At 47.9% G+C, this 22,600-nt stretch carries 26 protein-coding genes and 1 pseudogene; 13 read left to right on the plus strand and 14 right to left on the minus strand.

Going from position 1 to position 22,600, the window contains the following annotated elements:
- Positions 1 to 109: 109 nt before the first annotated feature.
- The 3 genes and pseudogenes from AC14M5_RS21215 to AC14M5_RS21225 all read left to right on the plus strand — a co-directional run.
- Positions 110 to 478 (plus strand): annotated as a pseudogene (locus tag AC14M5_RS21215) (methylglyoxal synthase); the annotation flags it as partial.
- A gap of 68 nt (positions 479 to 546) precedes the next feature.
- Positions 547 to 975, plus strand: coding sequence for a putative toxin-antitoxin system toxin component, PIN family (locus AC14M5_RS21220; protein WP_484031714.1), 429 nt, complete (start codon positions 547 to 549; stop codon positions 973 to 975).
- A complete protein-coding gene (locus AC14M5_RS21225; protein ID WP_484031715.1) occupies positions 972 to 1,244 on the plus strand; it encodes a toxin-antitoxin system HicB family antitoxin in 273 nt (90 codons plus the stop codon). The genes AC14M5_RS21220 and AC14M5_RS21225 overlap by 4 nt, the downstream gene beginning before the upstream one ends.
- Before the next feature lie 28 nt (positions 1,245 to 1,272).
- Here AC14M5_RS21225 and AC14M5_RS21230 read toward each other — a convergent pair whose 3' ends face one another.
- Complete coding sequence (locus AC14M5_RS21230; RefSeq protein ID WP_484031716.1) at positions 1,273 to 2,304, minus strand: ABC transporter permease; 1,032 nt, start codon at positions 2,302 to 2,304, stop codon at positions 1,273 to 1,275.
- Positions 2,301 to 3,914 carry an ABC transporter permease family protein gene (locus tag AC14M5_RS21235; RefSeq protein WP_484031717.1) on the minus strand — a complete coding sequence of 538 codons (1,614 nt, stop codon included), beginning with the start codon at positions 3,912 to 3,914 and terminating at the stop codon, positions 2,301 to 2,303. The genes AC14M5_RS21230 and AC14M5_RS21235 overlap by 4 nt, the downstream gene beginning before the upstream one ends.
- A 187-nt stretch (positions 3,915 to 4,101) precedes the next feature.
- On the opposite strand from AC14M5_RS21235, the gene AC14M5_RS21240 reads away from it, so the two are divergent.
- The 5 genes from AC14M5_RS21240 (at position 4,102) to AC14M5_RS21260 (ending at position 7,488) form a co-directional block, all read left to right on the plus strand.
- A complete protein-coding gene (locus AC14M5_RS21240) occupies positions 4,102 to 4,980 on the plus strand; it encodes an ABC transporter ATP-binding protein (RefSeq protein WP_484031718.1) in 879 nt (292 codons plus the stop codon).
- Positions 4,981 to 5,075: 95 nt separating this feature from the next.
- Positions 5,076 to 5,468 carry a DUF433 domain-containing protein gene (locus AC14M5_RS21245; RefSeq protein ID WP_484031719.1) on the plus strand — a complete coding sequence of 131 codons (393 nt, stop codon included), beginning with the start codon at positions 5,076 to 5,078 and terminating at the stop codon, positions 5,466 to 5,468.
- Complete coding sequence (locus tag AC14M5_RS21250; protein WP_484031720.1) at positions 5,461 to 5,820, plus strand: DUF5615 family PIN-like protein; 360 nt, start codon at positions 5,461 to 5,463, stop codon at positions 5,818 to 5,820. Before AC14M5_RS21245 ends, AC14M5_RS21250 begins: the two co-directional genes overlap by 8 nt.
- A 147-nt stretch (positions 5,821 to 5,967) precedes the next feature.
- A complete protein-coding gene (locus tag AC14M5_RS21255) occupies positions 5,968 to 6,909 on the plus strand; it encodes an FRG domain-containing protein (protein WP_484031721.1) in 942 nt (313 codons plus the stop codon).
- Between the two features lie 189 nt (positions 6,910 to 7,098).
- Positions 7,099 to 7,488 (plus strand): YkvA family protein, encoded by a 390-nt coding sequence (locus AC14M5_RS21260; RefSeq protein ID WP_484031722.1) that lies wholly within the window; start codon positions 7,099 to 7,101, stop codon positions 7,486 to 7,488.
- 161 nt (positions 7,489 to 7,649) lie between these two features.
- Here AC14M5_RS21260 and AC14M5_RS21265 read toward each other — a convergent pair whose 3' ends face one another.
- Entirely contained in the window at positions 7,650 to 8,651 is a 1,002-nt protein-coding gene (locus AC14M5_RS21265; protein ID WP_484031723.1) for a molybdopterin-dependent oxidoreductase, read from the minus strand.
- A 156-nt stretch (positions 8,652 to 8,807) separates the two neighbouring features.
- Here AC14M5_RS21265 and AC14M5_RS21270 point away from each other — a divergent pair, with 156 nt between their 5' ends.
- Both AC14M5_RS21270 and AC14M5_RS21275 read left to right on the plus strand, forming a co-directional pair.
- A complete protein-coding gene (locus tag AC14M5_RS21270) occupies positions 8,808 to 9,587 on the plus strand; it encodes an adenylate/guanylate cyclase domain-containing protein (RefSeq protein WP_484031724.1) in 780 nt (259 codons plus the stop codon).
- Between the two features lie 23 nt (positions 9,588 to 9,610).
- Entirely contained in the window at positions 9,611 to 9,943 is a 333-nt protein-coding gene (locus tag AC14M5_RS21275) for an NIPSNAP family protein (protein WP_484031725.1), read from the plus strand.
- A gap of 98 nt (positions 9,944 to 10,041) precedes the next feature.
- On the opposite strand, the gene AC14M5_RS21280 is transcribed toward AC14M5_RS21275, so the two are convergent.
- From AC14M5_RS21280 to AC14M5_RS21290, 3 genes are all read right to left on the minus strand, one after another.
- Complete coding sequence (locus AC14M5_RS21280; RefSeq protein ID WP_484031726.1) at positions 10,042 to 11,076, minus strand: fatty acid desaturase; 1,035 nt, start codon at positions 11,074 to 11,076, stop codon at positions 10,042 to 10,044.
- Positions 11,077 to 11,939: 863 nt separating this feature from the next.
- Positions 11,940 to 13,418 carry a recombinase family protein gene (locus AC14M5_RS21285; RefSeq protein WP_484031727.1) on the minus strand — a complete coding sequence of 493 codons (1,479 nt, stop codon included), beginning with the start codon at positions 13,416 to 13,418 and terminating at the stop codon, positions 11,940 to 11,942.
- 94 nt (positions 13,419 to 13,512) lie between these two features.
- Positions 13,513 to 13,992, minus strand: coding sequence for a recombinase family protein (locus AC14M5_RS21290; RefSeq protein WP_484031728.1), 480 nt, complete (start codon positions 13,990 to 13,992; stop codon positions 13,513 to 13,515).
- 386 nt (positions 13,993 to 14,378) lie between these two features.
- On the opposite strand from AC14M5_RS21290, the gene AC14M5_RS21295 reads away from it, so the two are divergent.
- Entirely contained in the window at positions 14,379 to 16,190 is a 1,812-nt protein-coding gene (locus AC14M5_RS21295) for an NB-ARC domain-containing protein (protein ID WP_484031729.1), read from the plus strand.
- 117 nt (positions 16,191 to 16,307) lie between these two features.
- Entirely contained in the window at positions 16,308 to 17,105 is a 798-nt protein-coding gene (locus AC14M5_RS21300; RefSeq protein ID WP_484031730.1) for an ISL3 family transposase, read from the plus strand.
- A 192-nt stretch (positions 17,106 to 17,297) separates the two neighbouring features.
- On the opposite strand, the gene AC14M5_RS21305 is transcribed toward AC14M5_RS21300, so the two are convergent.
- From AC14M5_RS21305 to AC14M5_RS21315, 3 genes are read right to left on the minus strand one after another with little or no spacing between them, the layout of a single operon-like run.
- Positions 17,298 to 19,439 (minus strand): DNA polymerase domain-containing protein, encoded by a 2,142-nt coding sequence (locus AC14M5_RS21305; RefSeq protein ID WP_484031731.1) that lies wholly within the window; start codon positions 19,437 to 19,439, stop codon positions 17,298 to 17,300.
- The gene (locus AC14M5_RS21310) at positions 19,432 to 19,689 is read right to left on the minus strand and encodes a DUF8156 family protein (RefSeq protein ID WP_484031732.1); all 258 of its coding nucleotides are present in this window, start codon (positions 19,687 to 19,689) and stop codon (positions 19,432 to 19,434) included. The genes AC14M5_RS21305 and AC14M5_RS21310 overlap by 8 nt, the downstream gene beginning before the upstream one ends.
- A gap of 2 nt (positions 19,690 to 19,691) precedes the next feature.
- Positions 19,692 to 20,237 carry a hypothetical protein gene (locus AC14M5_RS21315; RefSeq protein ID WP_484031733.1) on the minus strand — a complete coding sequence of 182 codons (546 nt, stop codon included), beginning with the start codon at positions 20,235 to 20,237 and terminating at the stop codon, positions 19,692 to 19,694.
- 21 nt (positions 20,238 to 20,258) lie between these two features.
- On the opposite strand from AC14M5_RS21315, the gene AC14M5_RS21320 reads away from it, so the two are divergent.
- Positions 20,259 to 20,603, plus strand: coding sequence for a hypothetical protein (locus AC14M5_RS21320; protein WP_484031734.1), 345 nt, complete (start codon positions 20,259 to 20,261; stop codon positions 20,601 to 20,603).
- Here AC14M5_RS21320 and AC14M5_RS21325 read toward each other — a convergent pair whose 3' ends face one another.
- The 5 genes from AC14M5_RS21325 to cas6 (AC14M5_RS21345) form a co-directional block, all read right to left on the minus strand.
- The gene (locus tag AC14M5_RS21325) at positions 20,604 to 20,930 is read right to left on the minus strand and encodes a helix-turn-helix domain-containing protein (RefSeq protein ID WP_484031735.1); all 327 of its coding nucleotides are present in this window, start codon (positions 20,928 to 20,930) and stop codon (positions 20,604 to 20,606) included. It abuts the gene before it with no gap.
- Between the two features lie 129 nt (positions 20,931 to 21,059).
- Positions 21,060 to 21,326, minus strand: coding sequence for a CRISPR system precrRNA processing endoribonuclease RAMP protein Cas6 (gene cas6 / locus AC14M5_RS21330; RefSeq protein WP_484031736.1), 267 nt, complete (start codon positions 21,324 to 21,326; stop codon positions 21,060 to 21,062).
- Positions 21,323 to 21,724 (minus strand): hypothetical protein, encoded by a 402-nt coding sequence (locus AC14M5_RS21335; RefSeq protein WP_484031737.1) that lies wholly within the window; start codon positions 21,722 to 21,724, stop codon positions 21,323 to 21,325. The genes cas6 (AC14M5_RS21330) and AC14M5_RS21335 overlap by 4 nt, the downstream gene beginning before the upstream one ends.
- Before the next feature lie 15 nt (positions 21,725 to 21,739).
- The gene (locus AC14M5_RS21340; RefSeq protein ID WP_484031738.1) at positions 21,740 to 22,360 is read right to left on the minus strand and encodes an SAVED domain-containing protein; all 621 of its coding nucleotides are present in this window, start codon (positions 22,358 to 22,360) and stop codon (positions 21,740 to 21,742) included.
- A gap of 1 nt (position 22,361) precedes the next feature.
- Positions 22,362 to 22,600: CRISPR system precrRNA processing endoribonuclease RAMP protein Cas6 (gene cas6 / locus AC14M5_RS21345; RefSeq protein ID WP_484031739.1), on the minus strand; the 239-nt coding region annotated here is incomplete at its 5' end.

Consider the following 22,600-nt stretch of genomic DNA (forward strand, 5'->3'; position numbering starts at 1 on the left):
TGTCAACGCTTTTAAACAGCTTTTTAAAAGTGGTAGTGGGATGCTGCTGTTTTTTCGCTCCTTGCGCAACAATGCAGTCACCTAATTCTTAATTTATCGGCACTCTTGACTTCCCCTTTCATCTGTGTATGCAACGGGGACGACGGGGAAGATACTGGAACATGAACTGGGCTTTAAGATCATCAGGCTCAAAAGCGGACCACTCGGAGGCGACCAGCAGATCGGTGCCAAGATCGTGGATAACAAGATCGACTTCCTGATCTTTTTCTGGGATCCGCTGGAACCGCAACCTCATGACCCCGATGTGAAGGCTCTCTTACGCATGGCAGTGGTATGGAATATTCCCATTGCCTGCAACCGCGCCTCGGCGGACTTCATGATCTCATCCCCGCTGATGGATGGTCAATATGACCGCCTCGTCCCTGATTACGAAAATTACACCGCCCGTAAATTGGATCTGGGAGAGAAAACTGGCTAGTGGAGTTCGTTGTGGCGCCGCTTTTCGCAATAATTGACAGATGAACAGGTATCACATACAATACCACCATGAAATACAATGTTGTCGTTGATACAAACGTGCTTGTCTCTGCGTTGCGATCAAGGGATGGCGCATCCTTCCTTCTGATTTCGCTTTTGGGCGAAAATGACAAGTTTGATATCTATATTTCTGTTGCGCTGGTTCTTGAATATGAGGATGCGGCAAAAAGGTTGCTTGGGAAAATAGAAATCACAGAAGATGTAATTGATGACGTGATTGATTACATCTGCCAGGTCGGCAATGAGCAACAAGTCTTTTTTCTGTGGCGGCCGTTTTTGAAAGATCCAAACGATGACATGATTCTTGAACTCGCAGTTGCCGCAGGCTGTAATTTTATTATTACCCACAACAAACAGGATTTCAAAAACATCGAAGAGTTTGGTTTACAGGCAGTTTCGCCAGCGGAATTTCTTCGCTTGATTGGAGTAATATCATGAGCACAATTAGTCTCAGGCTTCCCGAATCCCTTCACAAAGCTGCACGCAATTTGGCGCGCGAGGAAAATATTTCCATTAACCAACTGATCACCCTCGCTCTTGCAGAGAAAGTGTCAGCTCTCGCGGCGGAGGATTATATTAATAAGCGCGGTGCACGCGCCAGCCGAAAGAAATTTGTAAATGCGCTGGCTAAAATTCCACACGCAGAACCAGCAGAGTATGACCGTCTGCCTGCTGCAAAAGGCAAATCATCGACCCGAAAAGGTTAACCGTCTGAGCAGCGACTGAACGTAAAAACTACACCAACAACCTGCGGGATGTCTTTGTCAAAAGTAAATACAGCCCCACCAGAAAAGCAGCGAAGACCATAACATTCCATCCGCTTGTGTATGCATCCCCAATTGCCAAACGTGACATGGTTGTGATGGGCGAAAGATTCAACAGGGTACTGATGGCTGCCGCGGCCAGCAGCATAAGCGAATAAATAAATTGAGAGCGCTCGCGGTCTCTAAGAAGGACTGCACCTAATGCAGCGGAGATGGATGTGATGCCGGCCACGATCAATGCCAGGATGATGAGCCAGCCTGTGTTTTGTATATCAATCCCATTCAGTTGTAACAAAGTCAGCCAGGCTATACACTGCAAAATAGATAGAATGACCGATGAAACAACCTTCGCTCCGATCATCCCGTTGAGTGACAGCGGCGCAGATAGAAGCGTTTGCAGGGTGTTGTTTTCCACTTCCTCTGTGATCGAGTCTACGGTCATACTGCCTGAAACAAAAGCTGGGAAGAGCATTAGCATGGGGATGAGCACCGAGTAGACAAATTCAAAGGATGTCGAAGGCTTCCCTTTTAGGTCTGTATATCTCACTTCGATTCCATTTTCTGCGCGCAGAAAATTCTCGTATTGCTTGAGCGGTTCCTGGATCACCATACGGATCAACGAACTGACTGTGTCTGATTCGGGCAGGTATAACTTGATCTCTGTCAGTCCATTCGCATTTTGGGGAGTATCCACAATTGCAAGCACTTCACCTCGATAAAATGCAGACTCTGCATCCGTCAATGCGGAATACCAGTTGACCTGTAAACCGCGTTCGCTCATCAATGATCCCAGGACTGAATCGGATGAAGTAACCAACCCTATTCGTATCCTCGCACCGCTGAATTTCATGATCGTATCCGAGTCATATAGAGACAACATTCCTAACAGCAATGCAGATGAAAAAGATGCGATGAATAATTGGATCAGGATCGAGATCACAATGGTGCGGTCACGGATGACGGAGGCCAGTTCCTTTTTGACGACTGCCAGAAACGGAATCAAAATCCACCTCTCAGCACATAAACGTTATAGACAAAATGCACCAGCGTCCCAGCAGCCAATGCCAGCGTGTAGGGCAATCTCAATTTTGTTCTCAACAAGGTGATGATGGTCGTGAAAACAAAATGAGCGATCAATGGAATGAACAGCAGCAAGCCCGCGCCGAACAACGCACCCGAAACCCGCGCCTGCGACACCATGCTGATCGAAAGCAAAAGCAGCAGCTTCTCGCCAATTAGAAATCCCAATGCTGAGAGAAACGAAAGCCCGATGATCTCGCGCGCAGATTTCACCACGCCGTGTTCTGCCAACACCACAATACCAATGGTTTTAACGATCTCCTCAACCAGGGCGGAACCAAGTAACGTAAAGCCGAGTATCAAACCAACAGGCAGGTTGGTGGCGAAGGCAAGGAAAATGATCTGGGTCATGTACACGATCGGGATCACCAGCAAACTCCACAGCGGCACAGAAATCGTCGGTTTGGAATGAGCAAGCATCAGGTAGATTGCATCGCTGACTTTGCGCGTAAGAGGCTTGTAGCCCATCAAAAATTCCTCGTTGAGCATCCGCGTGCCGGCAAACATCGCAAATCCAAATATGGCCGCCATCGGCAGGGATGGGAACAAATACTCGCGCCATCCGAACGGCTCGCCTCGATACATCTTCACCGCCAGTGTTAGCGGGGAAATATATGAAAGGTCGTTGACGTTGGTGAACATCGCAGGGAAGATCAAGTAAGCAGTCGTCAGTGTGGTCACAAGCATGGCAATAAATGTGGTGTCTTTGAAGGTGCGGTAGAACAACGGCACCATCAGGTAAATGGCAAAGATGAAGAGCGTGGTGGGCGCAAAGATGGCAAGCGCGAGCGGCAGGTTCGCCTTTGTGATGATGGCGATCACCGTGGTGCTAAAAAGCGCGAAGATGGCATACGGCAGCATCTTCCCCAAAATAATTTGAAATGGTGTGACAGGCGCAGATAGCAGGATCGTCAGGCGGCGATTGATCTTTTCATCCATAAAACTGCTGGTAAAAAAGATGCTGATGAACGTGATCGGCATGATGTAGATCAATGTAATGAGGACTTGCACGAACGGTGCGGGAGGCGGCGTGATGGATGGGATGATGATCTCTTCAGGTTGGGTAACCAGCGCTTCACCCTGACCTGTTGCCTGCTCGGCATTGAGATGATTAATCCCCACCCTGAGCGGAAACGCGTCAACCTCCGCGAAAGAATTCCCCACGCGAATCAGTTCCTGCTTCTCCATATATTGTTTGAGCGCGCGGACAGCAAATTGCGATTTATCATCCTCGCGAGAAATCACCTGCGGACCGTCGATCAACACATCAATGACATGTTCTTTGAGCAATGTTTTCCCCTCTTCTGCATTAACTTCCATAACCGCAAAACGGCTGTCGTGAATCGGAGGAACATCACCTGAAACACCAATTCGATACAAGCCGCTTCCAAGTGCAACCGTATCGCGTAGAAAATAGGCTGAGAGACCCAATACGGCCAGCAATAACAACACAGCCAGCGGACTCGCTCCGCCGCCAAAACGTTTGCGCAAGCGCGTCACTTCACGCCACGCGATGACAAGGATTTGATTCATAAACCTCTCGTTGAATAATAATCCGGTGGTTGAGTAGTCCTGAGCGTTAGCGAAGGACGTATCGAAACCACCGTATATAGGTATACACTTCATTCATTGGTGGTTTCGATACGCCGCAAAAAGCAAGAGCGCGGCTACTCAACCACCGGGTTCACTTAAACTTTAAAATGGCTAGTACAATTACAGCATGATCCAACTAACAAATGTTACCAAACGTTACGATAATACTACAGTCGTGGATGGTTTGAATTTACAGATCGATAAGGGCGAGATCGTGGGGATCATTGGTCACAATGGCGCGGGGAAAAGCACCACCATGAAAATGATCGCAGGGCTGATCGAGCCGACTTCGGGGAATGTACGAGTGATGGGATATGACATCCAAAAGGGAAGCAGCACAAAGGTCAAGCAAAAGATCGGTTATCTGCCTGAGGAGAGTCCGCTTTATGAAGCGATGACCGCCCATCAATATCTGCTATTCTTCTCCGAACTCTATCAGATGCCGCGTCAAAAGGCATTGACAAGAATTGACATGCTTCTTGCTTCGCTTGATCTGTTCGAGAAGGATAAGCTGACGGGCGAGTTCTCCAAAGGAATGAAGCGCAAGACCGCCATCGCGCGGACTCTGCTGCACGACCCCGAACTGCTCATCCTCGATGAACCCAACTCAGGGCTCGACCCGCTGACTTCGTTCTTCATCATCAATTATCTAAAGACTCTGCGGCGTGAAGGCAAAACGATCCTTCTCAGCGCGCACAATCTCTTTCATGTAGAAACAATCTGTGACCGCGTGGGCATCATCAAGAATGGGCGGCTGTTGGTGTTCGATACGATGGATGCGATCCGCGCCAGGCTGGGCAAGCGCGAATATCAGGTCATCTTCCATGCAGACCATAAACTTGATTACGAGCAAATCAACGGCAACTACATCTTCCGCACCGCCGAAGTGGATGCCATTGCAGGGATGCTGGAAACTGTCTCCGCCAACAGTTGGACTCTGATGGACCTATCCATGCGCGAATCGGCGCTGGAGGAAATCTACGTCAAGTTGATGACGAATGAGTGATTAATAGTGACTTTTCAGAATTTCAAAGTACATATTGACATTTAGCTAGATGTCATATATGATGCCTTATAAGACATCATATTAGCGAGTTCAAAATGACCCGATATGCCTTAAATCTTCCCAATGAACTGAAGAAAGATGCTGAACGGCTTGCCAAACAGCAAGGTGTTTCACTGAATCAATTCATCCTTTGGTCAGTAGCAGAAAAAGTGGGCGGACTTCTTCAAGGGCTGGATGACCCCGATTTTCCCAGCATTACCTATCGCCGCGGCGCCTCAGGAACACTCTCTCCCGTTCTACGTGGAACAGGGATTCGAGTGCAAACTATTGTCCTCGCATCTCCAGACCATACTCCCGCAGAAATTGCCGAAGACTATGACCTGCCGCAGTCGCAGGTGCAGGAAGCCTTAGGTTTTTACGAAGTCCATCGCGCTGAAATTGACGCACACATTCAAGCCGAAGCCGCGTTGGAGCCCAAGGATGAGTAAGAAGCTGCACCTGCATCTTGATGCGGATGCTTCCAGCAAAGCTTTATACAATGCCCTGCGCGAACGTGGACACGATGTAACCCGCACTCCCACCGAATGGATGCCGTTCGATGCCAGCGATGAAGGACAATTACTTGGCGCGACCGCACAAGGTCGCGCCATATTTACATATAACATCCGTGATTTTATTGTCCTTGGCAAGCGCTATCCGCATCATGCAGGCATTATCCTTAGCCGACAAAAAAGCATGAGCCTAATCGAAACAATTAACGCACTGGATCATGTTCTAAGTGAAACAGATGCCGATGAATGGATTGGCCAAACCCGCTGGTTGAATGATTGGAATAAATGAAAACTATCCATGCGCGAATCGGCCCCGGAGGAGATCTAAGTCAAGTTGGTGATGAATGAGTGATTATTCTGTCAAATTTCGGAAAGACGCTAGGTATGTTTCAATTTTGGTTTGAATCTTCGATATGAGATACGAAAAGGATGACTTATGTTCGCTTCATTAGAGGTTAAAAGTTGGGAACAAGCAAAAGAAATATTTCCCGAGACCAAAGACTGGGTTTTCCGAGGACAAAACAATGAAGCTTGGTTGCCAGAAAGTTCTCTTTATAGGCAAGTTTTAAGAACGGGTTATCCGCTTAAATTGATTCAAAATCGAGAAAGACATATTCTTAGGGATTTTCAACGCTTTGCGCATCAATATATTCGTGACACCCCATCAGAAACTGCATTCCTTGATTGGTTAGCATTACTTCAACACTACGGTGGACCGACAAGACTTGTCGATTTTACACATTCTTTTTATGTGGCAGCGTTTTTTGCAACTGAAAAAGCAGATAGTAATTCCTCTATCTGGGCTATCGAAAGGGATGCTTTAAATTCTTTTCTTGAAAGCCACATAAAGTATGATCCACACAGCTATATTGACGATATAAATATTGCTAATGTAAACGAGTTTAACAAGGGATTTCCAAAATCCACTCTTCCCCCTGCTATATTACCTATAGAACCGCAACGTATGCATGAACGGCTTTGGATACAACAAGGTTTGTTTCTAGCCCCAACAGACCCGACAAAACCATTCCTTGAAAACCTAGCATCTTCACTTGAAATTCCCATTGACTTTTTCAAAAATCCGAAGAATGTAAATTGGTCACAAGCATTGAACGAACAATTGATTCTTCCCTCAAGAATTAAGAAAATTAATGATAAATTTCGTGATGTCGAGATTGTTTCGGTTGTTAAGATAATAATATCTAAACATTTGCATCATGACATACTAAAGGACTTACAAAGAATGAATATCAACGCCGCAACTTTATTTCCAGGATTAGATGGCTTTGCGCGATCAATGTTTTATCATTTAAATACTAACCAATCCAATATTGATTTTCTGAATAATATGACAGATTTTTCAGATAAACCTGATTGATAGCGCACTTATCCTGACGAGGTCGCAGTGTAGATGTTGTGTAAAAAGAGTTGATATGGGGGAGGAAAGATTGCCAAAAGAGACCATTCTGTATCGGATAAATGGGTAGTTTTAGTCAATCTCCATTTTTGATACAATGAAATCGTAACATTCTCTTATTGAGCGTAGAATAAAAAGGAGTATGACACGATGTTGAACAAACCAGATGAAGAGTTTGTGAAGGAAGGGGCTCAAAAGGTTACTGACAAGGAGATTGAAAAAGTAGTCAACAAGTCTGAAGAGATCAAAAAGAAGTTCTACACCAAGGGTCCGCTGGCGCGCTTTGTGGAAGACGGTAAACTGCTGATCGCGCTGGTAAAGGATTACTGGTCTAAAGCATATCGCCAAGTCCCCTATGGAGTGATCGCCTCGGTGGTCTTCAGCCTGATCTATGTTTTCAACCCCTTTGACCTGGTTCCAGATGTACTGCCCGTCATCGGTCAAGTAGACGATGTGGCGGTCTTGAGCGCCTGTTTATTAATGATCGAGCAGGACTTGCACAAGTATAAGAATTGGAAACAAAGCAAGACTGAAAAGTAAAAGACATGACTCGCCCCGAAAAGTAACCTTTCGCGGGTGAGTTTGTTTTTAAAAGCAAAGTTAAGTAGTTGGTCGAAAGTTTCTAGACGTATCTTTGGCTTTTCGGGGGCTAAGCCCCCGAAAGAGCAGGAAGAGTTGTAAAATTATTTTCGACGAATTACCTAGCCCACTTCAATCCTTGTCAACCACTTGACCCAGAACCAGCCTCGCCGCGTGGGTACGACAGCACGCAGAGGCGCGCCGTGCATGTGAGTCAAAAGCTCACCGCCAACATGTGTTGCCAACACTATGCCTAGCGCTTCCCGCATGGGCAGGGGATGCTCATAACCCGTTACTGATCGTAAACTTACCCATTGCGCCGAAGGATCCATACCGTGTGAAATCAACAATTCTTCCAGCGAGATGCCGCTCCAGGCTTGGATCGTATACCAGCCCAAGGTGCAGTCTAGTGTCGCATTCTTGCTGCGGGCGGGAAGTGCGATGAGTTCATCATAGGTCAGCACTTGCGGACGGTCTAATTTCCCAGCTAGTTCCAACTGCCAGACGGACAGATCAGTTTGGGATTTGTCTGCGGCGAGGGTATGTGTGATCGGATATTGATTGCCTGAAAAATATCCATCCAGACGTGAACCGCTTACATGCCGCGCGGATTCCTGATCCTCGCGCCCGGCAGCGAGTGCATCTGACAGCCACCACGCAGTCAACGATGCTGCTCCCAGCCCAAGCAATTTGAGCACTGCGCGACGGGAGGCGAAATCCACTTTTTGAGGGCGCGGCCAACGCCACAAGGAATGAACAAGGAAAGGTAGAAACAGTCCGAGACCCAATATCCGGTGCCAGGAGATGACCGAACGTTGAAGGAAAGTATCCGGTCCCAACCGCCATTGCCACGTATATGCAAATCCCATTAATAACAGGGTGGCAATACTTATCAGCAGAGAAATAAATACCATCACACCGCGGTCAATATCCGCTTTTACGCCGCGACGCAGGGAATGCAAGGATATTCCTATCTTCCAGGGAATAGTTAACACCAGCACCCAGCCCGCAGCGCGATGCACATCGAACATCCATGCGGGCATTGTCCAATAAAGTCCGTATACACCCGAGAGTGCCAGAACGGTCATAGCCCCCAGAATGACCGTATTGGTAAAGCGCAACAAGCTGAACCTCATAGCCTGACCTCTGAAATTCATTATACTGAAGTAAGATAATATGTATCTTAATTGTTCGAGTGCCTTTTCCAGATTGTGTCATTAATGTATTTGTGATTAAATCAATGTCATTGTTGAAACCCTTGGCATTAAAGGATGTAACTGATGAGCGATGACAAGTCTCAAACCGACCAATTATGGCATGATTGGTTTATGACCGATGCTTACAAGGTCGAAAAGCAAATGATGCACCTTCTGCGTCTCCTGCCGCATGATCCGCGCTGCAAATTTTGTCGCTCACCGTTTCACGGACTTGGGGGGCTGATTGTGCGCGTTCTTTTCGGGAAAAAGCAATCCACGTTAAACCCGCGCTTCTGTAATGTTTGCGAAGACTTCGCAAATAAAAACCAGGGCGGCCACGAGGTGGAGATGTCCATGTTGTTTGCTGATGTACGCGGGTCCACGGCGCTCTCCGAGCAGATGAGCCCAACGGAATTCAGCAGGCTGATCAATCGTTTCTTCGTAGAGTCTACCAATGCAGTGATCGAGGAAGACGGGATCGTGGAAAAGCTGGCAGGCGATGCAATAGCCGCTTTTTGGGGAGCAGGCATAGCTGGACCTCAGTATGTGGCAAGGACAATCCGCACGGCGCAGAACATCTTGAAAGTAATGGAAGAGCATAAAATTCCCGTAGGTATCGGTGTCCATGCAGGTGTTGCTTTTTTTGGTGCAATGGGCTCTACTGATGGCCTGGTCAATATTTCAGCGATAGGCGACGAGGTTAATACGGCAGCCCGGCTTGCATCCAAAGCCGCGGCAGGCGAGATTATTGTCAGTGAGCAGGCTCTTAGCCAGACAAACCTGGATAGCAGCGAATTGGAGTCGCGCAGCCTGGAACTGAAAGGGATCGGTCAGCCAGTTGCAGTCCGCGTGATGCGTTCTTGATAAGAGGAGCCAGAGAATTAGAAATGAAACACCTTGTTGAATTCCGTTCTTATAACTTGAGACCTGGCAGCCGCGATGTATTTCATCAACTTATGCTTGAACAGTCTATGCCGATGCTGGAACGTTGGGGAGTGGATGTTGTGGATTTTGGTCCATCCGCCCATGATGAGAACTCGTATTACCTGATTCGCCGCTACGATAGCCTCAGCCACTACAATCAGAGTCAGGATGCGTTCTATGGCAGTGATGAGTGGAAGATGGGGCCGCGTGAGGCGGTCCTTTCCTTCATAGAGGATTACACTGGTTTTGTCCTCGAGCTAGATGATGCCACTGTCAACGGGTTGAGGCGGCATTAAGGTCTCGATTAAAAGAATCCGCGTTAATATCGTCCGCTTTAGCCTTAAAAACAAACTCACCCCGAAAGTTTAATTTCGGGGTGAGTTGTGTCATTGGCTTAGGTATTCACTTTTACTTTTTGAGTCTGATACCGTTTAAGTCCGCTCCAGCCGATGAGCATCTTTTGCTCTTCATCATATAGTCGCAAAGACAGCGACTTGAGGCTGGCCAGTAAAGTCAAAGGCTTCACATGAAAAACGGAATTTTCGTAATAACACTTGGGCAGGTTGTAGTTCGGGATCTTTGCGCTTAGATGATGAATGTGATGAAAACCAATGTTTCCGCTGAACCATTGCAGGATGATGGGCAATTTGTAGAAAGAACTGCCTTGTAAGCCTGCCTTCACAAATTCCCAACTTTCGTGATTATCCCAGTAGGTAGGGTCAAAATTATGCTGAACGTAAAAGAGCCAAATTCCAATTGTCGAGCTGATCAATATCACTGGTAACTGTATCAAGAGATAAGCCTTCCATCCGATCAACCAGCACATCAAGGCAATCACAACTGCCAATGCAAAATTAGTCCACCAGACACTGGCACGCTCACGTTTTCCGTAAGAGGGCAACGGGATCCTCTGGGATACAACAAAGACCATCAACGGGCCTACTCCCAGCAAGGCAAAGGGGTTACGCATAATGCGATAAGCGGTCTTCTTCCACCACGATGCAGCCAGATATTCCTTGACGGTCATCGTATACACATCGCCTGTGCCGCGTCGGTCAAGATCGCTCGCGGTGGCGTGATGAATGGCATGGTCATGCTTCCAACGATAATAGGGTGTAAAGTTTAGAAAAGCAGTGATCCTGCCCACAAAATCATTAGCTGTCTGGGATTTGAAGAATGACCCATGTCCGCAGTCATGGAAGATGATAAAGGTGCGCATCAGGAAACCTGCCGCGATCACGGATAACCCAAGTGTGATCCAATAGGAAATTTCCATACTCCAGATCATCAGATACCACAAAACGATATAGGGTATCAGCGTATTTGCCACTTGCCAGAGACTGCGTGCAAGGTCAGGTTTTGCGTATTTGGCAACGATGGGCTGCCAGCGGAGTTGTTCCGCTTCTTGTTCATTTGAATTTATGTTCATAGTTTATCCAATCTATTCTATATGATATATTACCCCATACTTTTGATATAGATGCTTGAAAAGCCGAACTTCTGACAATTCTGTTTTTGAGGTGAAAGGTTAAGAACCAAAATCTAACCTTTGGAAGGCATTTAAGTTGTTTTCTTCAGGGTTGATCAGTCAATTGGAACAGCTAATCCAGTGCTTAAGTAGGGTGAAAATTCCAGCATTTCCAGATAAGATTTCCCAAGGAGAATTTCAGCATAGATGATTTGTTCATAGTATTTTGGTGGTCAGGCCCAATTGGGTTGGGTATTTTCTTTATGGGCGTAGGCATCTTGTTATGGGGAATTAGCAAGCTGCGCAACAAATAAAAAGGAGTTGCTCAAACCACAGCGCCCTGAAATGAATATTCATTTCAGGGCGCTATCTATAAAAATTGCTTTGTGCGGTCCCGACGGGAATTAAACTTGCAGTGCGTAATTTTCCCGTATGTTTATCGATGAAGTAACAAAAGAATTTATATGTCCAATTGGACGATATTGTTGATAACTATTTTATCTGACTTATTTGTGGCGTCAAGGGAAATAAGGGAAACTTTTCTAGCGAAGCTATCATGTATGAAAGGATGGCTTCTCATGAAAAGCAAAACAGTGAATTTCCTCTTCCAACGGACATCCGTTGATTTTAGAACATCTACTGTGTGATTTAACCATAAAGGTCAACGGCGAATCAGGGAATCAGTGGGAATGGGGAGGGTGTTATTCCTTGTTTTCCATGCCTGTTATATGTACTCTTTGAAAGAGTATATCGAAGGAGAAAAGAGGACGTGTCTGCCGAAATACCGTGGGTGGGACACGCCCCCTCTGCTGCCGAAATGAGGATTATTTTTTGCCCATAATTTCGAACAGGACCTCGTATTCCGGGTTTGGAATGATCCTGACAATCTCACCTTTGGAGAAGTCGTACTCAACGTTTTTCAAGAGGATTTTGCAGATTTCTTTCTGCTCCTCTTTGGTGGCAGCCCTCCAAGCTTCCTGTATGCTGGCAAGCACTTCGCCGGCCTGGTGCATCTCTTTCGGCGCGATCTGTTGAAGTTCGCCTAGTTTCGCTTGAAGTTCTTCGGTTTCGCGCCAAAACTTTTCCTCCTCATCAACATATAGTCCTCGTTTGTACGCTTCGCGTGCACGGTGAAGTTCATTCTTGATGCGGTCTTTTTCCTTTTTGGGATCAAAGTCTTCCTTGTCGGTTTGCAGCGCTTTTTCCAGTTTCTGCTTCCAATTCTGTGGAAGCACCAGGTTTTTCACAATGTGGGAAATGCTCTCATCGATTATTTCAGCTCGGATACTTTTTCCGGAGTATTGGCATTTGACCCCGACCAGCCTTGAGACTTCCCGATAATATTGCCCGGCCGCTGCACTTTGCGCCCGTAACCGCCGTTTGCATTCACTGCAGGTGATGATGCCTGCGAGGAGATATACCCGGAATGTTTTTTGCCTAGAATTCGTGAGCCGTCTGCGTTTTGCGCGGGCATGCTGACACCTTTCAAAAAGTTCGACATCAACAATGGGGGAGTGGAGCCCCTTTATCCAAAATCGTTCCTGTTTGTGGATTTTTCCCTTGCGATCATGTTCCCCATTGTAATTGACCATCCCGATATAAAATTTACTTTGAAGCATCTCTCTTATGGCATCTTTTGTAAACATACCATTTTTCAAGGTTTTGTGCCCAAGCCCAGTCAACCAATTGGCAATGTCCTGGTCATAGTACAAACCAGTAGAATATCGTTCAAATACCTGCCTGACGATCTCTGTCCGTTCCGGGTCGGGGATCGCTCTTTTTTTACCATCAATACGCTCGCTGAGGTAACCCCATGGAACCTGGTTGTTGTGATAGCCCTGCATTGCCCTCTCATGCTTGCCTTTGTGGGTTTCCTGGCTCAGGTTGTCTGAGTAAAACTCTCCCAGAGATCCCAGCAGCATAAACATCAGTTTTCCGTCTGGTGTGTCAAGATCAAACTTTTGCTCGACGGATCGCAGGATAATGTCAGAGGACTGCAGTTTTTTTACGATCTCTATTGCCCATTCAAGCCTGCGTGCCAGACGGTCCAGTTTGTGTACATAAACGACTTTGAAAAGCCCCTTTTTGGCATCTTCAAGCATCTGATCGATTCCGGGACGGCTTTTATTTCTGTATGCAGAGACAGCCGCATCGGAATAGACTTTTACGATCTCGACGCCTTCCGCTTCGGCTCTCGCTTTGATCTGGCGCAACTGTGCTTCAAGACTGAAAGAGTCGCCCTGCATGGTGGATGAGTAGCGAATGTAGGCAGCGCCAGGAATTATTGGGGAAAAATTTGACATGTTCACTCCTTGGTTTTAAGCGGGTTTGAGAAAATTTGAACCCGCCTGCTTGAAAAAAGGAAAGCAGGCGGGCCATTTCAGGCGATCAAGATGATTATTTTTTGGAGTCGTCAGGGAAGCGGAGGGACTCGAATATTTCTTTGAGAAAATTCGGTTGAAACTCCAGGAGAAAATCCATATTGGCATCATAGTCGGCAGAACGGATCATGACATGATTAGCCTCAAGCTGTTTAAAGACCCAGTACCTAATATATATGTCTCTCCCCAGTTGATCCCAGGTGTAAACATAGAGGATCTGGAATTGCCCTTTGGAGGCATCTTTTAGCAATCGACCGAGCGCGGGCCGGCGCTTTGTTAATCCAGAAACTCCGTTTTCCGTGTAGGTTTTCAAGATCGTGACATTGTCGGCCTGAGCCCACTTGCGAGTCTCATGTAGCTGGATTGCCAAGTTATCACTGTCTTTAGCGGCGCATCGGAGGTAGATTGCGCCACTCGGCGAGTTGACCGGCGAACTTTTTTTGCTCTGAGGTTTATAAGACCGCCGATGGTTTTGTGACAAGTTGATAGTGTTCATACTCTGTCCTTTCCACCTCCCCTGCCTCTGGATTTAGGCAGGGGAGGTAGGTGAAGTTAGTTGGTGCTTTTGGCACTGTCCTCAGTAGAGTTTGTTTGCAGACGTACCAATATCTTCAATAGGATCTCTGCCAGGGGACTGGGGATGGAGTTGGTTGGTTGTGTATCGATTTTATTAGGTTGCTCCTTTTTGGGCGGAAAATCGAGACTTGGGGTATGGTTTGTCATGGATTGCCTCGCACATCCCATCTTTCCGCTGCCGGCTGCGAGTGTCAGGATGTACAAATGTGGCGATAATGAGAGTATTGTCCGTTACAATTACATCTGCCACGTTTGTCAAACAGTCTAGCAATTCGGCAAAAAAAAATTTGGAGATTTTTTGGAGAAATGTCAACGATCCACAAAAAATTTCACATCTTTGGGGCTTACATGCAAAAGATCGTCATGTTACAGCTCCCCCCTGGACGAGTGCGTGACCGGCGCCAGGCAGCGTTGGATATGGTACAGAAACTTGATCTTACCGAGTCCGTGATTTATGCTGCCTTCCGCGGGGAGCTATCTGGAAAAAAGCCGTTTACGATTTTGACGATGAAGCGATTCCTATTGGAGTATTATGGGGGAACTGGGCTGACAAGCAGTGCGCATTTGAGGCGCTGGCTAGATACCGGCCTGGAAAATTACAAGCCGTTGTTATTTGACCCTGAAATCTGTGACCTGGAAAACAAAAAAAGGATTCCCCCAGGGTACTTATGGAATACCACTACTGGCATTTCCAGAACTGAGATCGAAGAGCAAGTCCTCAAATCAATGGAAAAGAAACGGGTGGTAGTGTTGAAAGGTCCGCCTGGGGTCGGGAAGAGCTGGTTGCTTGAGAATCTTTACAACGATTTGTCTCTTCATCTACAATTTGACTTCATACTGTTTCTTTCTATCGGGCAAGCGACGGTGGGTCGAGAGGACTGGTTGGAATCAATACGGATGTCATTGAGCATCGAGGGACGACCCTGCGCAGGGGGCGAACAGGAGCTCAAGCGGCTTTTCGCAGATAAAAAGATATGTGTAATGTTGAATAATTTGCATGATGGGCACCCCTTGGAAATTTTACAGACTCTCCTGCCAATGAATGCCCGCATCCTTGTTGCAACTGCCATGTCGGAAGTGGTTGCCGGCATTACAGGAAAATTTGTGTTGATCGAAGTTCCTCCATACAGCCGGCGGGAGGTAGATGAGTATTTATCTACACTCGATGGCGTGAAGTTGAAAAGGAGGGATGCTGATGAACTGGCACGGCTTGTGAATTTCAACCCGCTTGGATTGCACATAGCCGCTAATTCGATCCGGTTGCACGGGATCAATACTGTATCGCACGCGCTCCGTCAAGCCCCACCTGCCATTCCCTCGGGCATCGAGGCTGAGCTTTTCAAGCCAATTTACCTCGCCTATAACTTGCTGAATAGAGATCATCAGGATGCGTTTAAACGGACCGGGGCATTTCCGCTGTTGACGGAATATGACCTGCATGCCTTCTCAGCGCTTTGGGGGGTGGAGGAGGGAAGGGCAGCCGGGTGGCTAATGGCGATTGGTACCGACAGCGGGTTATTTGAAAAAGGCGGTGAAGGAAAGTGGTGTGTCCATGAACAAGTTTGGCGATATGCCCAGACATTATTTGCTGCTGAACCTTCCGAAATGACGCAGCATGCAACCCAATGGGCGGAGAGAGGCGTTCGCCATTCCTCGATCCGTGATTGGTTTATGCAGGAGTTCAAGGAGGCTGGAAAGTTCCGTAATCTTTGGGAAAATTTGACGAACGCCATTGCCGTGGATAAAGAAAAACCGCGTCGGACCTCCCTTGGCACGGCTCTGAGGATGCAGTTGTTCCACCCCTGGAGTTATAAGAGTTCGCCCTGGCAGACGATGAACTTATTATCGTCCAATTTCAGGTCGCAACAATATCTACAGGGATTTTATCTGAGCGAGGTTGAACGCCGATGGAAGATAGCATCTTTTATTTTCATTTGGTCTTGTGTTTTACTGCTACTTCTGCCGTCACTGCCTTTTTATGATGCTGGTATTTTCCCGAGCTTTATCCTTGGGTTCTTGCTGGTGTTATATTCACTCGGGTTTGCGATGCGCTTTGCGCATAGCCATATTACATTCTTTGTTATTTGGTCCAGGCTGTGGAGCCAGCGACGAGAGTGAAAGTGAAGATTTTTTTCTACAGCTACATTAACGCCAGCGACCAGCAACAACATCGATACATCCTTTCAGACGGAGCAATCCCATTCCGTTCAGTCTCTGACTCCGCACCAGCAACTCGTGTCCGATCGCCGTTCACGCCGTCGAGAAAAATACAACCGAGTGATTGAATTGCACCAACTGGGTGTCCCAGGACGCAAAATTGCCAAGCAACTTGAGATCAGTCGCCCGACGGTCGAACGTTACCTGCGTATCGGACACTACCCGGAACATGCACGTTGGCGGGAAACTATCCGACCCTACACCGATTATTTGATTCAGCGTTGGGAAGCAGGTGCCAGAGTTGCCGTACAACTCTTTGAAGAGATTAAGCAGCAAGGCTATCGCGGCTCCTACAAGGCAGTCATGATGTTCGTCACTGAATTGAAGAGCGGCAATCTTCAACTTCATCCCGAACTCATACATGCAGCCACTTCTGACCTATCGCCACCGACTCCACAACCGAAACCCAAGATCAAATCTGTTGCCCCTCGCCATCTGGCACATTTGCTCACAAAACCTGCATCTGACTTGACTGCGGAGCAGCAACAGGAAGTAGACTGGTTATGTCAGTCCTTTCCGGATCTGGCAACCGCTTATCAGCTGGCGCAGGAGTTTGGGAAAATTGTGAGAGAACGTCTGCCGGATCAATTCGCGGACTGGCTGGAAAAAGCCGCTACAAGCGGATTAACTGATTTTCGTAATTTCGCAACCAGTCTGGCAAAGGATCAAGATGCGGTGGTCGCCGGCCTGAGTGTCTCCTGGAGCAGTGGCCCCGTCGAAGGACATGTCAATCGATTGAAATTGATCAAGCGTGAAATGTTTGGCCGGGGCAAACTCGATTTACTCCAGAAACGGCTGTGCTACCGCACAGCCTAGAAGTAGGAGTCATCATTTACCTTTATTCCCGCTCGGCATTCATCAACAACTTTGCGGAAGAACCACTTATGGGTTAAGTTACACAAGTTTTGATTAGAAAACAAAATGCCCACCACCAGGTCGAGGGGGGCGACCTAATAGCGGGCAACACGAAGTATATCATATTGTATTTAGACTTGGAAATAATTATTTTCAATTTTGTAATGTGTTAAATAGCATCTGAAAATCATTTTGTCTTTCCTTGAACCCTCCTGTAATCGTCCCCATCGCCCGCTCCAGCATAGCGCAATACCTCTTCACATCCACCATTCTCGGATCTATCCCCAACTCCCAGGCACGGACTCTTTCTTTGCCTCGAATAAATACAAACCGCATGAATTGGCCGGGCGCAACGGTGATTCCCACGGATTGCAATTGCACAGCGGCTCGCGCCGCAGGGGAAGGGGAAGTATAAGCATCCACTGCCCTGCTCAAACTTTGCAACACCACCAATTCCTCCACAGGCACATGTCCATTGCGCAAATCCCGTTTGGCTTGTTCTGTGATCCTTTGTACTTCAGGGAGATAACCCCGCACTTCATCCAGTGACTGTGCCTTCGCCAGGCAGTTCAACACTTCCAATTGAATCTTCTTCACCCAAAAGGGAGTATCCCGCCTGCGCGCCTCGATCCCTCGATACTTCACCTGACCATTGTCCAGCACCCCGAAATAACGATTGGGGACAGCGATCCTTGCATCCCGCCGGGAGGGAGGAAAACACACCCAGCGATACATATCCTCCAGCATGATCGGAATCCCGGTTTGTTCTGTGACGGCTTTAAGGAGTGCATCGAATTCATGCTTCTCTTTCACTCCTTCCTTCTGCACGAATAAACTATCGACATACATATGTAAAATATTAAAGTTCAGATCCTCGGCCACTTCCTTTGCCTGCAGCATTAACTCGCGGCTGATGGCCGTCACTGCCTCATGCGATTCGATCCTCCCGAAGCGTGCGTTCTTGTAGCCCAGATAGCCAAAGCACACCACCAGCAGCCACTTCAAAGCCGCTGAGCGCTCTTTCATCACCTTGAACTGACAGTCTCTTTCATCTAAATTGGCGATCAGTTCCTTGAACTTCAACCTCTTTTCAAGCAACGGTCTCAGGGTCTGCGGGATCAAGCCTGGTTCTGCATTTTCCCGCCCCAATACCTCAGGCGAAATATTGTGACGCACCATGATGCCCGGATACATCGATGTGAAATCGATTTGCGCCACATCGCGATGTACCCCAATGATCGGCTGGTAGATCAAACCGCCCTTGTCGGCACGGATTAAACTCGCCAGGGTTTTATTCCCCTCCGCCTGCTGCTTGTGCAGCGGGATTATCACGCCCGTTCTCAAGGCGGTGGTCATTTGCATGGCGGTGATGCCGGCCCCCGGCGACTTGCGCGCCATCTCCTGCACGCCTACCCCTGTCACCCGCGCCTGCTCCAACACGCCTTCCAGCTCATATTCATTGAACAACATCGCGTTCCTGCGGTCGATGTGCCAGCGCCCAAACAGATGACTCTGCGCGCCGCGGTGGATGGTTTGCCCGTATGCGAAATAAGAGTTGGCCTTCCTGGTTTGTATCTCGCGCTCCCTGTCGCGATTGATATCCAGATCAAGCCCAGTCTCTTTGCACCACTCCATCAATTTGGGAAGCAGCCAGCCATCGCCATGTTCGGTCAGGATCAGATCGGGATCGAAGCGACGCAGGTCTGCCTGCAGGCTGATCAGGAAGGGACGCAGGGGTTCCATGTTGAGGAAGTACTCGCCTCGCTCTATCTTGACCTTCAGCCGGCTCGGTGAACGAAAGGCAGGATTCACGTTGGGAGTGATCTGCATCACGCGCAAGGGGATCGGCTCTGGAGACAACTGCCACGGGGAGTCTAAAGGCTGAATGGTTTGGACCCACTCACGGTTCAGCGTGAGGCGGCAGCGTCCGAGCAGATGCACATCGGTCTGCGCGATGAAGCGCAGTGTAATGGGGATATCGGCGTTGTAATAATCCAGGGAGGGAAATTGGGATTGTAGTTCGTGAATCAGATTGTGGTTATTTGTGAGCGTGACCTGCATGACATCGCGGTCACCAATGAAGAGATCGCGCTTGCGGGTGCGTGCAAGCTGGGCCTTGCCTTTGAGCAAGACCCATGCCGCGCGCAGCAGTTTGAAATCACCAGCAGCAAAAAAGGTGATCGGAAGCTGCATGCGCAATCGCAGCCGTTCACCCGAGTCTGCGATGAGCCACAACACGATACCGTCTTCGGGATGATCGTAAAGATCGAAGAGCCAGCCAGTGACCTCATCCATTTCTTACTTGTTCAAGCTCATGCCGCAAGGCAGCGATCTCTTTGGCTTGCTCGAGCATGACGGCTAAAAGAACGGTTTCAAAAGGCAGGAGCGAGTCGGTCTGGCTGATGGCTGTGATATGTTTGCGGGCCGAGGCAAAGATGCCATCGAAGATGTATTGGTCGCTGCGGCGCAAGGCGCGGCGGAAGGACGAGAGCACGGCTTCAGTTTCATTGAGATATTGGGTGATGGTGCTGAGGGTTCGCCCCATGCCTATGTGCCCTGAAAGAAAGAGAGCTGTTGTTCCTGCAGGACAGGCCCAGAATGCGGGAGAAAGACTTCATCCGCCCGCTCACAGATGCGCTTTAGCAGGAATTCCTTCTCCTCCAGAATGGTGGGTTCGAGGGTAATGGCCACGGGTGCCGAGATATGCAGGCGCTCAATTTGGGAGATGCAAATATCAAGCAGCCTGCTGGCTTCAGCAGGCCTGACTTGGTCGTCCTGAAATGTGGATAGTAAATTGAGAATGACGTGCGGCTGGCTGGATGCGGGTGCACTCTCCAATAGGTTCACGGTCTGGTAACAGGTGAAAGCGCGCCGCACGAAGATGCGTTTGGAGACGGCATCCACTTGCAGGCTTTGTCTGCGGATCAGTTGGGCGATGCGATAGGCAGGGAAGCTATTGCCACCATCCAGAACCGTGACGGACCCACGCAGGGCAAGTTCAGCGATCAGGTCGGGAATCAGGGATGCATGATTTGTATGCGGGAGGAGGGATACGATCAACGAGCCGGTTTTCAAGCAGGGCAGCAGGTTCATTCCAACAGCATACATTCCTCATTGGAAAACAAAAAGACCCCAGCAGGGTGCTTTTCGGGTGAAAAACGGGTGTACCAGATATGGTGTGAGGAAAGGACAGGGAACCACTGGCAAGTAGGTCAAATCGGCATTGCCATTGATAAGGATTTTGCGTATGATAAAAGTGTGAAAACAATGGTTCGAAAATTGATGGACTATCTTGACAGGGAGAAGGTCGATAAAAGGGAATGGGAGTTTTATGCACTGGTGATGGCTGCTGCTGGGTTGTTTGAGTTGTCCAACCAGGCTGGCCTTGGCGTCTGCACCTTCCTGCCAATTGGGTTTGTTTTTATGTTCATCAGTTTCAAATATATTTTCCAGAAGTAGTTATTTTTGCCAGGCACTGAAATCCCAATTCGAGAACATCACTCGCAATTCTGCCCGTTTGTGGAGGTTGAGTTTACGCATGACATTTTTGAGGCGGGACTTTACAGTGTCCAGGCCAATGTTGAGGCGGATGGCGATTTCGCGGTTGGCGAATCCCAAACAGGTCAGGGCGAGGACATCCTGTTCACCAAGGGTGAGGGAACGCCATGTTCTCCATAGATCTTCGGATTCGTAATACTGAGTGAGGCCGGCGGCCACCAAGTCTTGGATCAACTCGTCTTCAGGACGCCGCTCGTACTGTGCCAGGGTGGTCAGGGTAACTTGCATGCTTTCACTGACCTGATATTTGCGAGGGGCGGATATGGGACGCAAGCCTATCAGGGACAACAGTTTGCGCCAGATAGACATGCAGGAGATTGTAATAGAACAAGTGTTCTGGAGTCAATCCATCAATCTTTACTTTTGATGCGGCTTTCCGGGTGTAGACGATTTTTTAGGTGAAGCGGCAGATTTATAGTTGGATATCAAGCAGATTTGTCCCATGCCAATTGTCGTCTGGTGGCCGACCCCGCAATAAAAGGCAAATTCTGCAAGGGATTGAAATATTGTGCAGCGCCATCCAATTCCGTCTTGACTACCTCGCCCCCTACGGTATAAGAAGGACTTCAGAAGAGCTGGTTGGTTTAGCGAATAGAGACTCCGTCCGCTGGCGGCGGGGTTCATTCATTGATCTTAAATTGTTCGAATTCTTCCCTGGAGCAGGGTATCTCCAGCACAGCTTTACCACTACTATTCTTGATTTCAACAAGCTTAAGCAAAAAGCCCTCAGTATTGGTATGCCCAATTGAAAATCTTGGTTGCTTTACCGTGAGTATTTTTTCATCATTGATTGGGATCATTCCCAATCTTCCCAACACTTCAGCCCTTGAGAGTTCTGCACGTGCCAATTCGACTGGCAACGGATAGGTGCGACCACCATATTTCAAATTGATTTTGATACTTTCACCTTGTCGTTGTTTTTCCTGCTTCAATTCTATATTTGTCTTTATAGAGTAGATGGCTGCAAGCATCGCGCTTACTATGCCGATCGCGTCGGCAACGGAACTGATCCAGTCTGGCATATATACCTCCAAGAACTAATTGAAGCGCAATTTCCGATTGATCTTCATCAAAGGGGCGTATCCCCCAGTGTTTTTCCAATGGTAGACCTGAGCCTGATCTACAGTTCCCCATACAGTTCCAAGGCCAAATGCAAGGGCTAATGGCGTTGATAGAAAGATATGAATCCGCGCTGAGCCTACTTCACGCTTGATCTTATCAATAGCAACGCTAAATTCCTGAACCAGTTCTGTCCATTGGGCAGGTCTGCTTTCATTCAAGCCTTTGACTGGCTTGGATCCCCGTGGTTTTATCGCGGCGATCACGACAAGATTGGCGTCGATTTTTTTGCTTTCAAGGAAATTGGCAACATCTTGAACGGAGGGACGGGAAATCTCCACTACAATCGCGACATCTTTCTTTTGAAGCACTATATCCGTGGAGGGTTTCCTGATTTTTGTTTTTCCACTTTTCAGAACAGGTTTGACTTTTTTCTTGCCCACCGCATACGTAATCAACTGTTTGCCTTGTTGAATAATCTTGACGCCGGCGGCTCCAATTGTATAAATGGAAGTGCCCGTGTCAACAAGTGCTTTGAGTTGCGGATTAATGTTTTCAGCAGCTTCCATAAAAGTTTTAGCAAATAGCTCTATATCCATCTTATCTCCGTAACCGCTCGGGCGAAGATTTGATCCTTGATGCAGAATCAACTATCCGATTGGAAATAATACGTGTCTGTCCCATGCCAATAGTCGCATGGTGACCCACACCGCAATAAAATGCGAATTGCGCAAGGGATTGCATTACCACATCTGCTCCATCCCAGTAGGGCTGCCAAGCCTTATTTACTTTGGATTTAGGTAACAGGATAAAGCCAACCGTTCCAGTGAAACCCGTTG

The organism is Candidatus Villigracilis sp. (assembly GCF_057083605.1).

Excerpts from the sequence above, each read along its gene's own strand:
- AC14M5_RS21255 (WP_484031721.1), top strand. The coding sequence starts at position 5,968 with ATGTTCGCTTCATTAGAGGTTAAAAGTTGGGAACAAGCAAAAGAAATA.
- AC14M5_RS21270 (WP_484031724.1), top strand. The coding sequence starts at position 8,808 with ATGAGCGATGACAAGTCTCAAACCGACCAATTATGGCATGATTGGTTT.
- AC14M5_RS21295 (WP_484031729.1), top strand. The coding sequence starts at position 14,379 with ATGTCAACGATCCACAAAAAATTTCACATCTTTGGGGCTTACATGCAA.
- AC14M5_RS21275 (WP_484031725.1), top strand. The coding sequence starts at position 9,611 with ATGAAACACCTTGTTGAATTCCGTTCTTATAACTTGAGACCTGGCAGC.
- AC14M5_RS21305 (WP_484031731.1), bottom strand. The coding sequence starts at position 19,439 with ATGGATGAGGTCACTGGCTGGCTCTTCGATCTTTACGATCATCCCGAA.
- AC14M5_RS21280 (WP_484031726.1), bottom strand. The coding sequence starts at position 11,076 with ATGAACATAAATTCAAATGAACAAGAAGCGGAACAACTCCGCTGGCAG.
- AC14M5_RS21220 (WP_484031714.1), top strand. The coding sequence starts at position 547 with ATGAAATACAATGTTGTCGTTGATACAAACGTGCTTGTCTCTGCGTTG.
- AC14M5_RS21340 (WP_484031738.1), bottom strand. The coding sequence starts at position 22,360 with ATGGATATAGAGCTATTTGCTAAAACTTTTATGGAAGCTGCTGAAAAC.
- AC14M5_RS21225 (WP_484031715.1), top strand. The coding sequence starts at position 972 with ATGAGCACAATTAGTCTCAGGCTTCCCGAATCCCTTCACAAAGCTGCA.
- AC14M5_RS21250 (WP_484031720.1), top strand. The coding sequence starts at position 5,461 with ATGAGTAAGAAGCTGCACCTGCATCTTGATGCGGATGCTTCCAGCAAA.
- AC14M5_RS21245 (WP_484031719.1), top strand. The coding sequence starts at position 5,076 with ATGACCCGATATGCCTTAAATCTTCCCAATGAACTGAAGAAAGATGCT.
- AC14M5_RS21315 (WP_484031733.1), bottom strand. The coding sequence starts at position 20,237 with ATGAACCTGCTGCCCTGCTTGAAAACCGGCTCGTTGATCGTATCCCTC.
- AC14M5_RS21335 (WP_484031737.1), bottom strand. The coding sequence starts at position 21,724 with ATGCCAGACTGGATCAGTTCCGTTGCCGACGCGATCGGCATAGTAAGC.
- AC14M5_RS21285 (WP_484031727.1), bottom strand. The coding sequence starts at position 13,418 with ATGTCAAATTTTTCCCCAATAATTCCTGGCGCTGCCTACATTCGCTAC.
- AC14M5_RS21325 (WP_484031735.1), bottom strand. The coding sequence starts at position 20,930 with ATGCAAGTTACCCTGACCACCCTGGCACAGTACGAGCGGCGTCCTGAA.
- cas6 (WP_484031736.1), bottom strand. The coding sequence starts at position 21,326 with ATGAACCCCGCCGCCAGCGGACGGAGTCTCTATTCGCTAAACCAACCA.
- AC14M5_RS21310 (WP_484031732.1), bottom strand. The coding sequence starts at position 19,689 with ATGGGGCGAACCCTCAGCACCATCACCCAATATCTCAATGAAACTGAA.
- AC14M5_RS21260 (WP_484031722.1), top strand. The coding sequence starts at position 7,099 with ATGTTGAACAAACCAGATGAAGAGTTTGTGAAGGAAGGGGCTCAAAAG.
- AC14M5_RS21240 (WP_484031718.1), top strand. The coding sequence starts at position 4,102 with ATGATCCAACTAACAAATGTTACCAAACGTTACGATAATACTACAGTC.
- AC14M5_RS21290 (WP_484031728.1), bottom strand. The coding sequence starts at position 13,992 with ATGAACACTATCAACTTGTCACAAAACCATCGGCGGTCTTATAAACCT.
- AC14M5_RS21235 (WP_484031717.1), bottom strand. The coding sequence starts at position 3,914 with ATGAATCAAATCCTTGTCATCGCGTGGCGTGAAGTGACGCGCTTGCGC.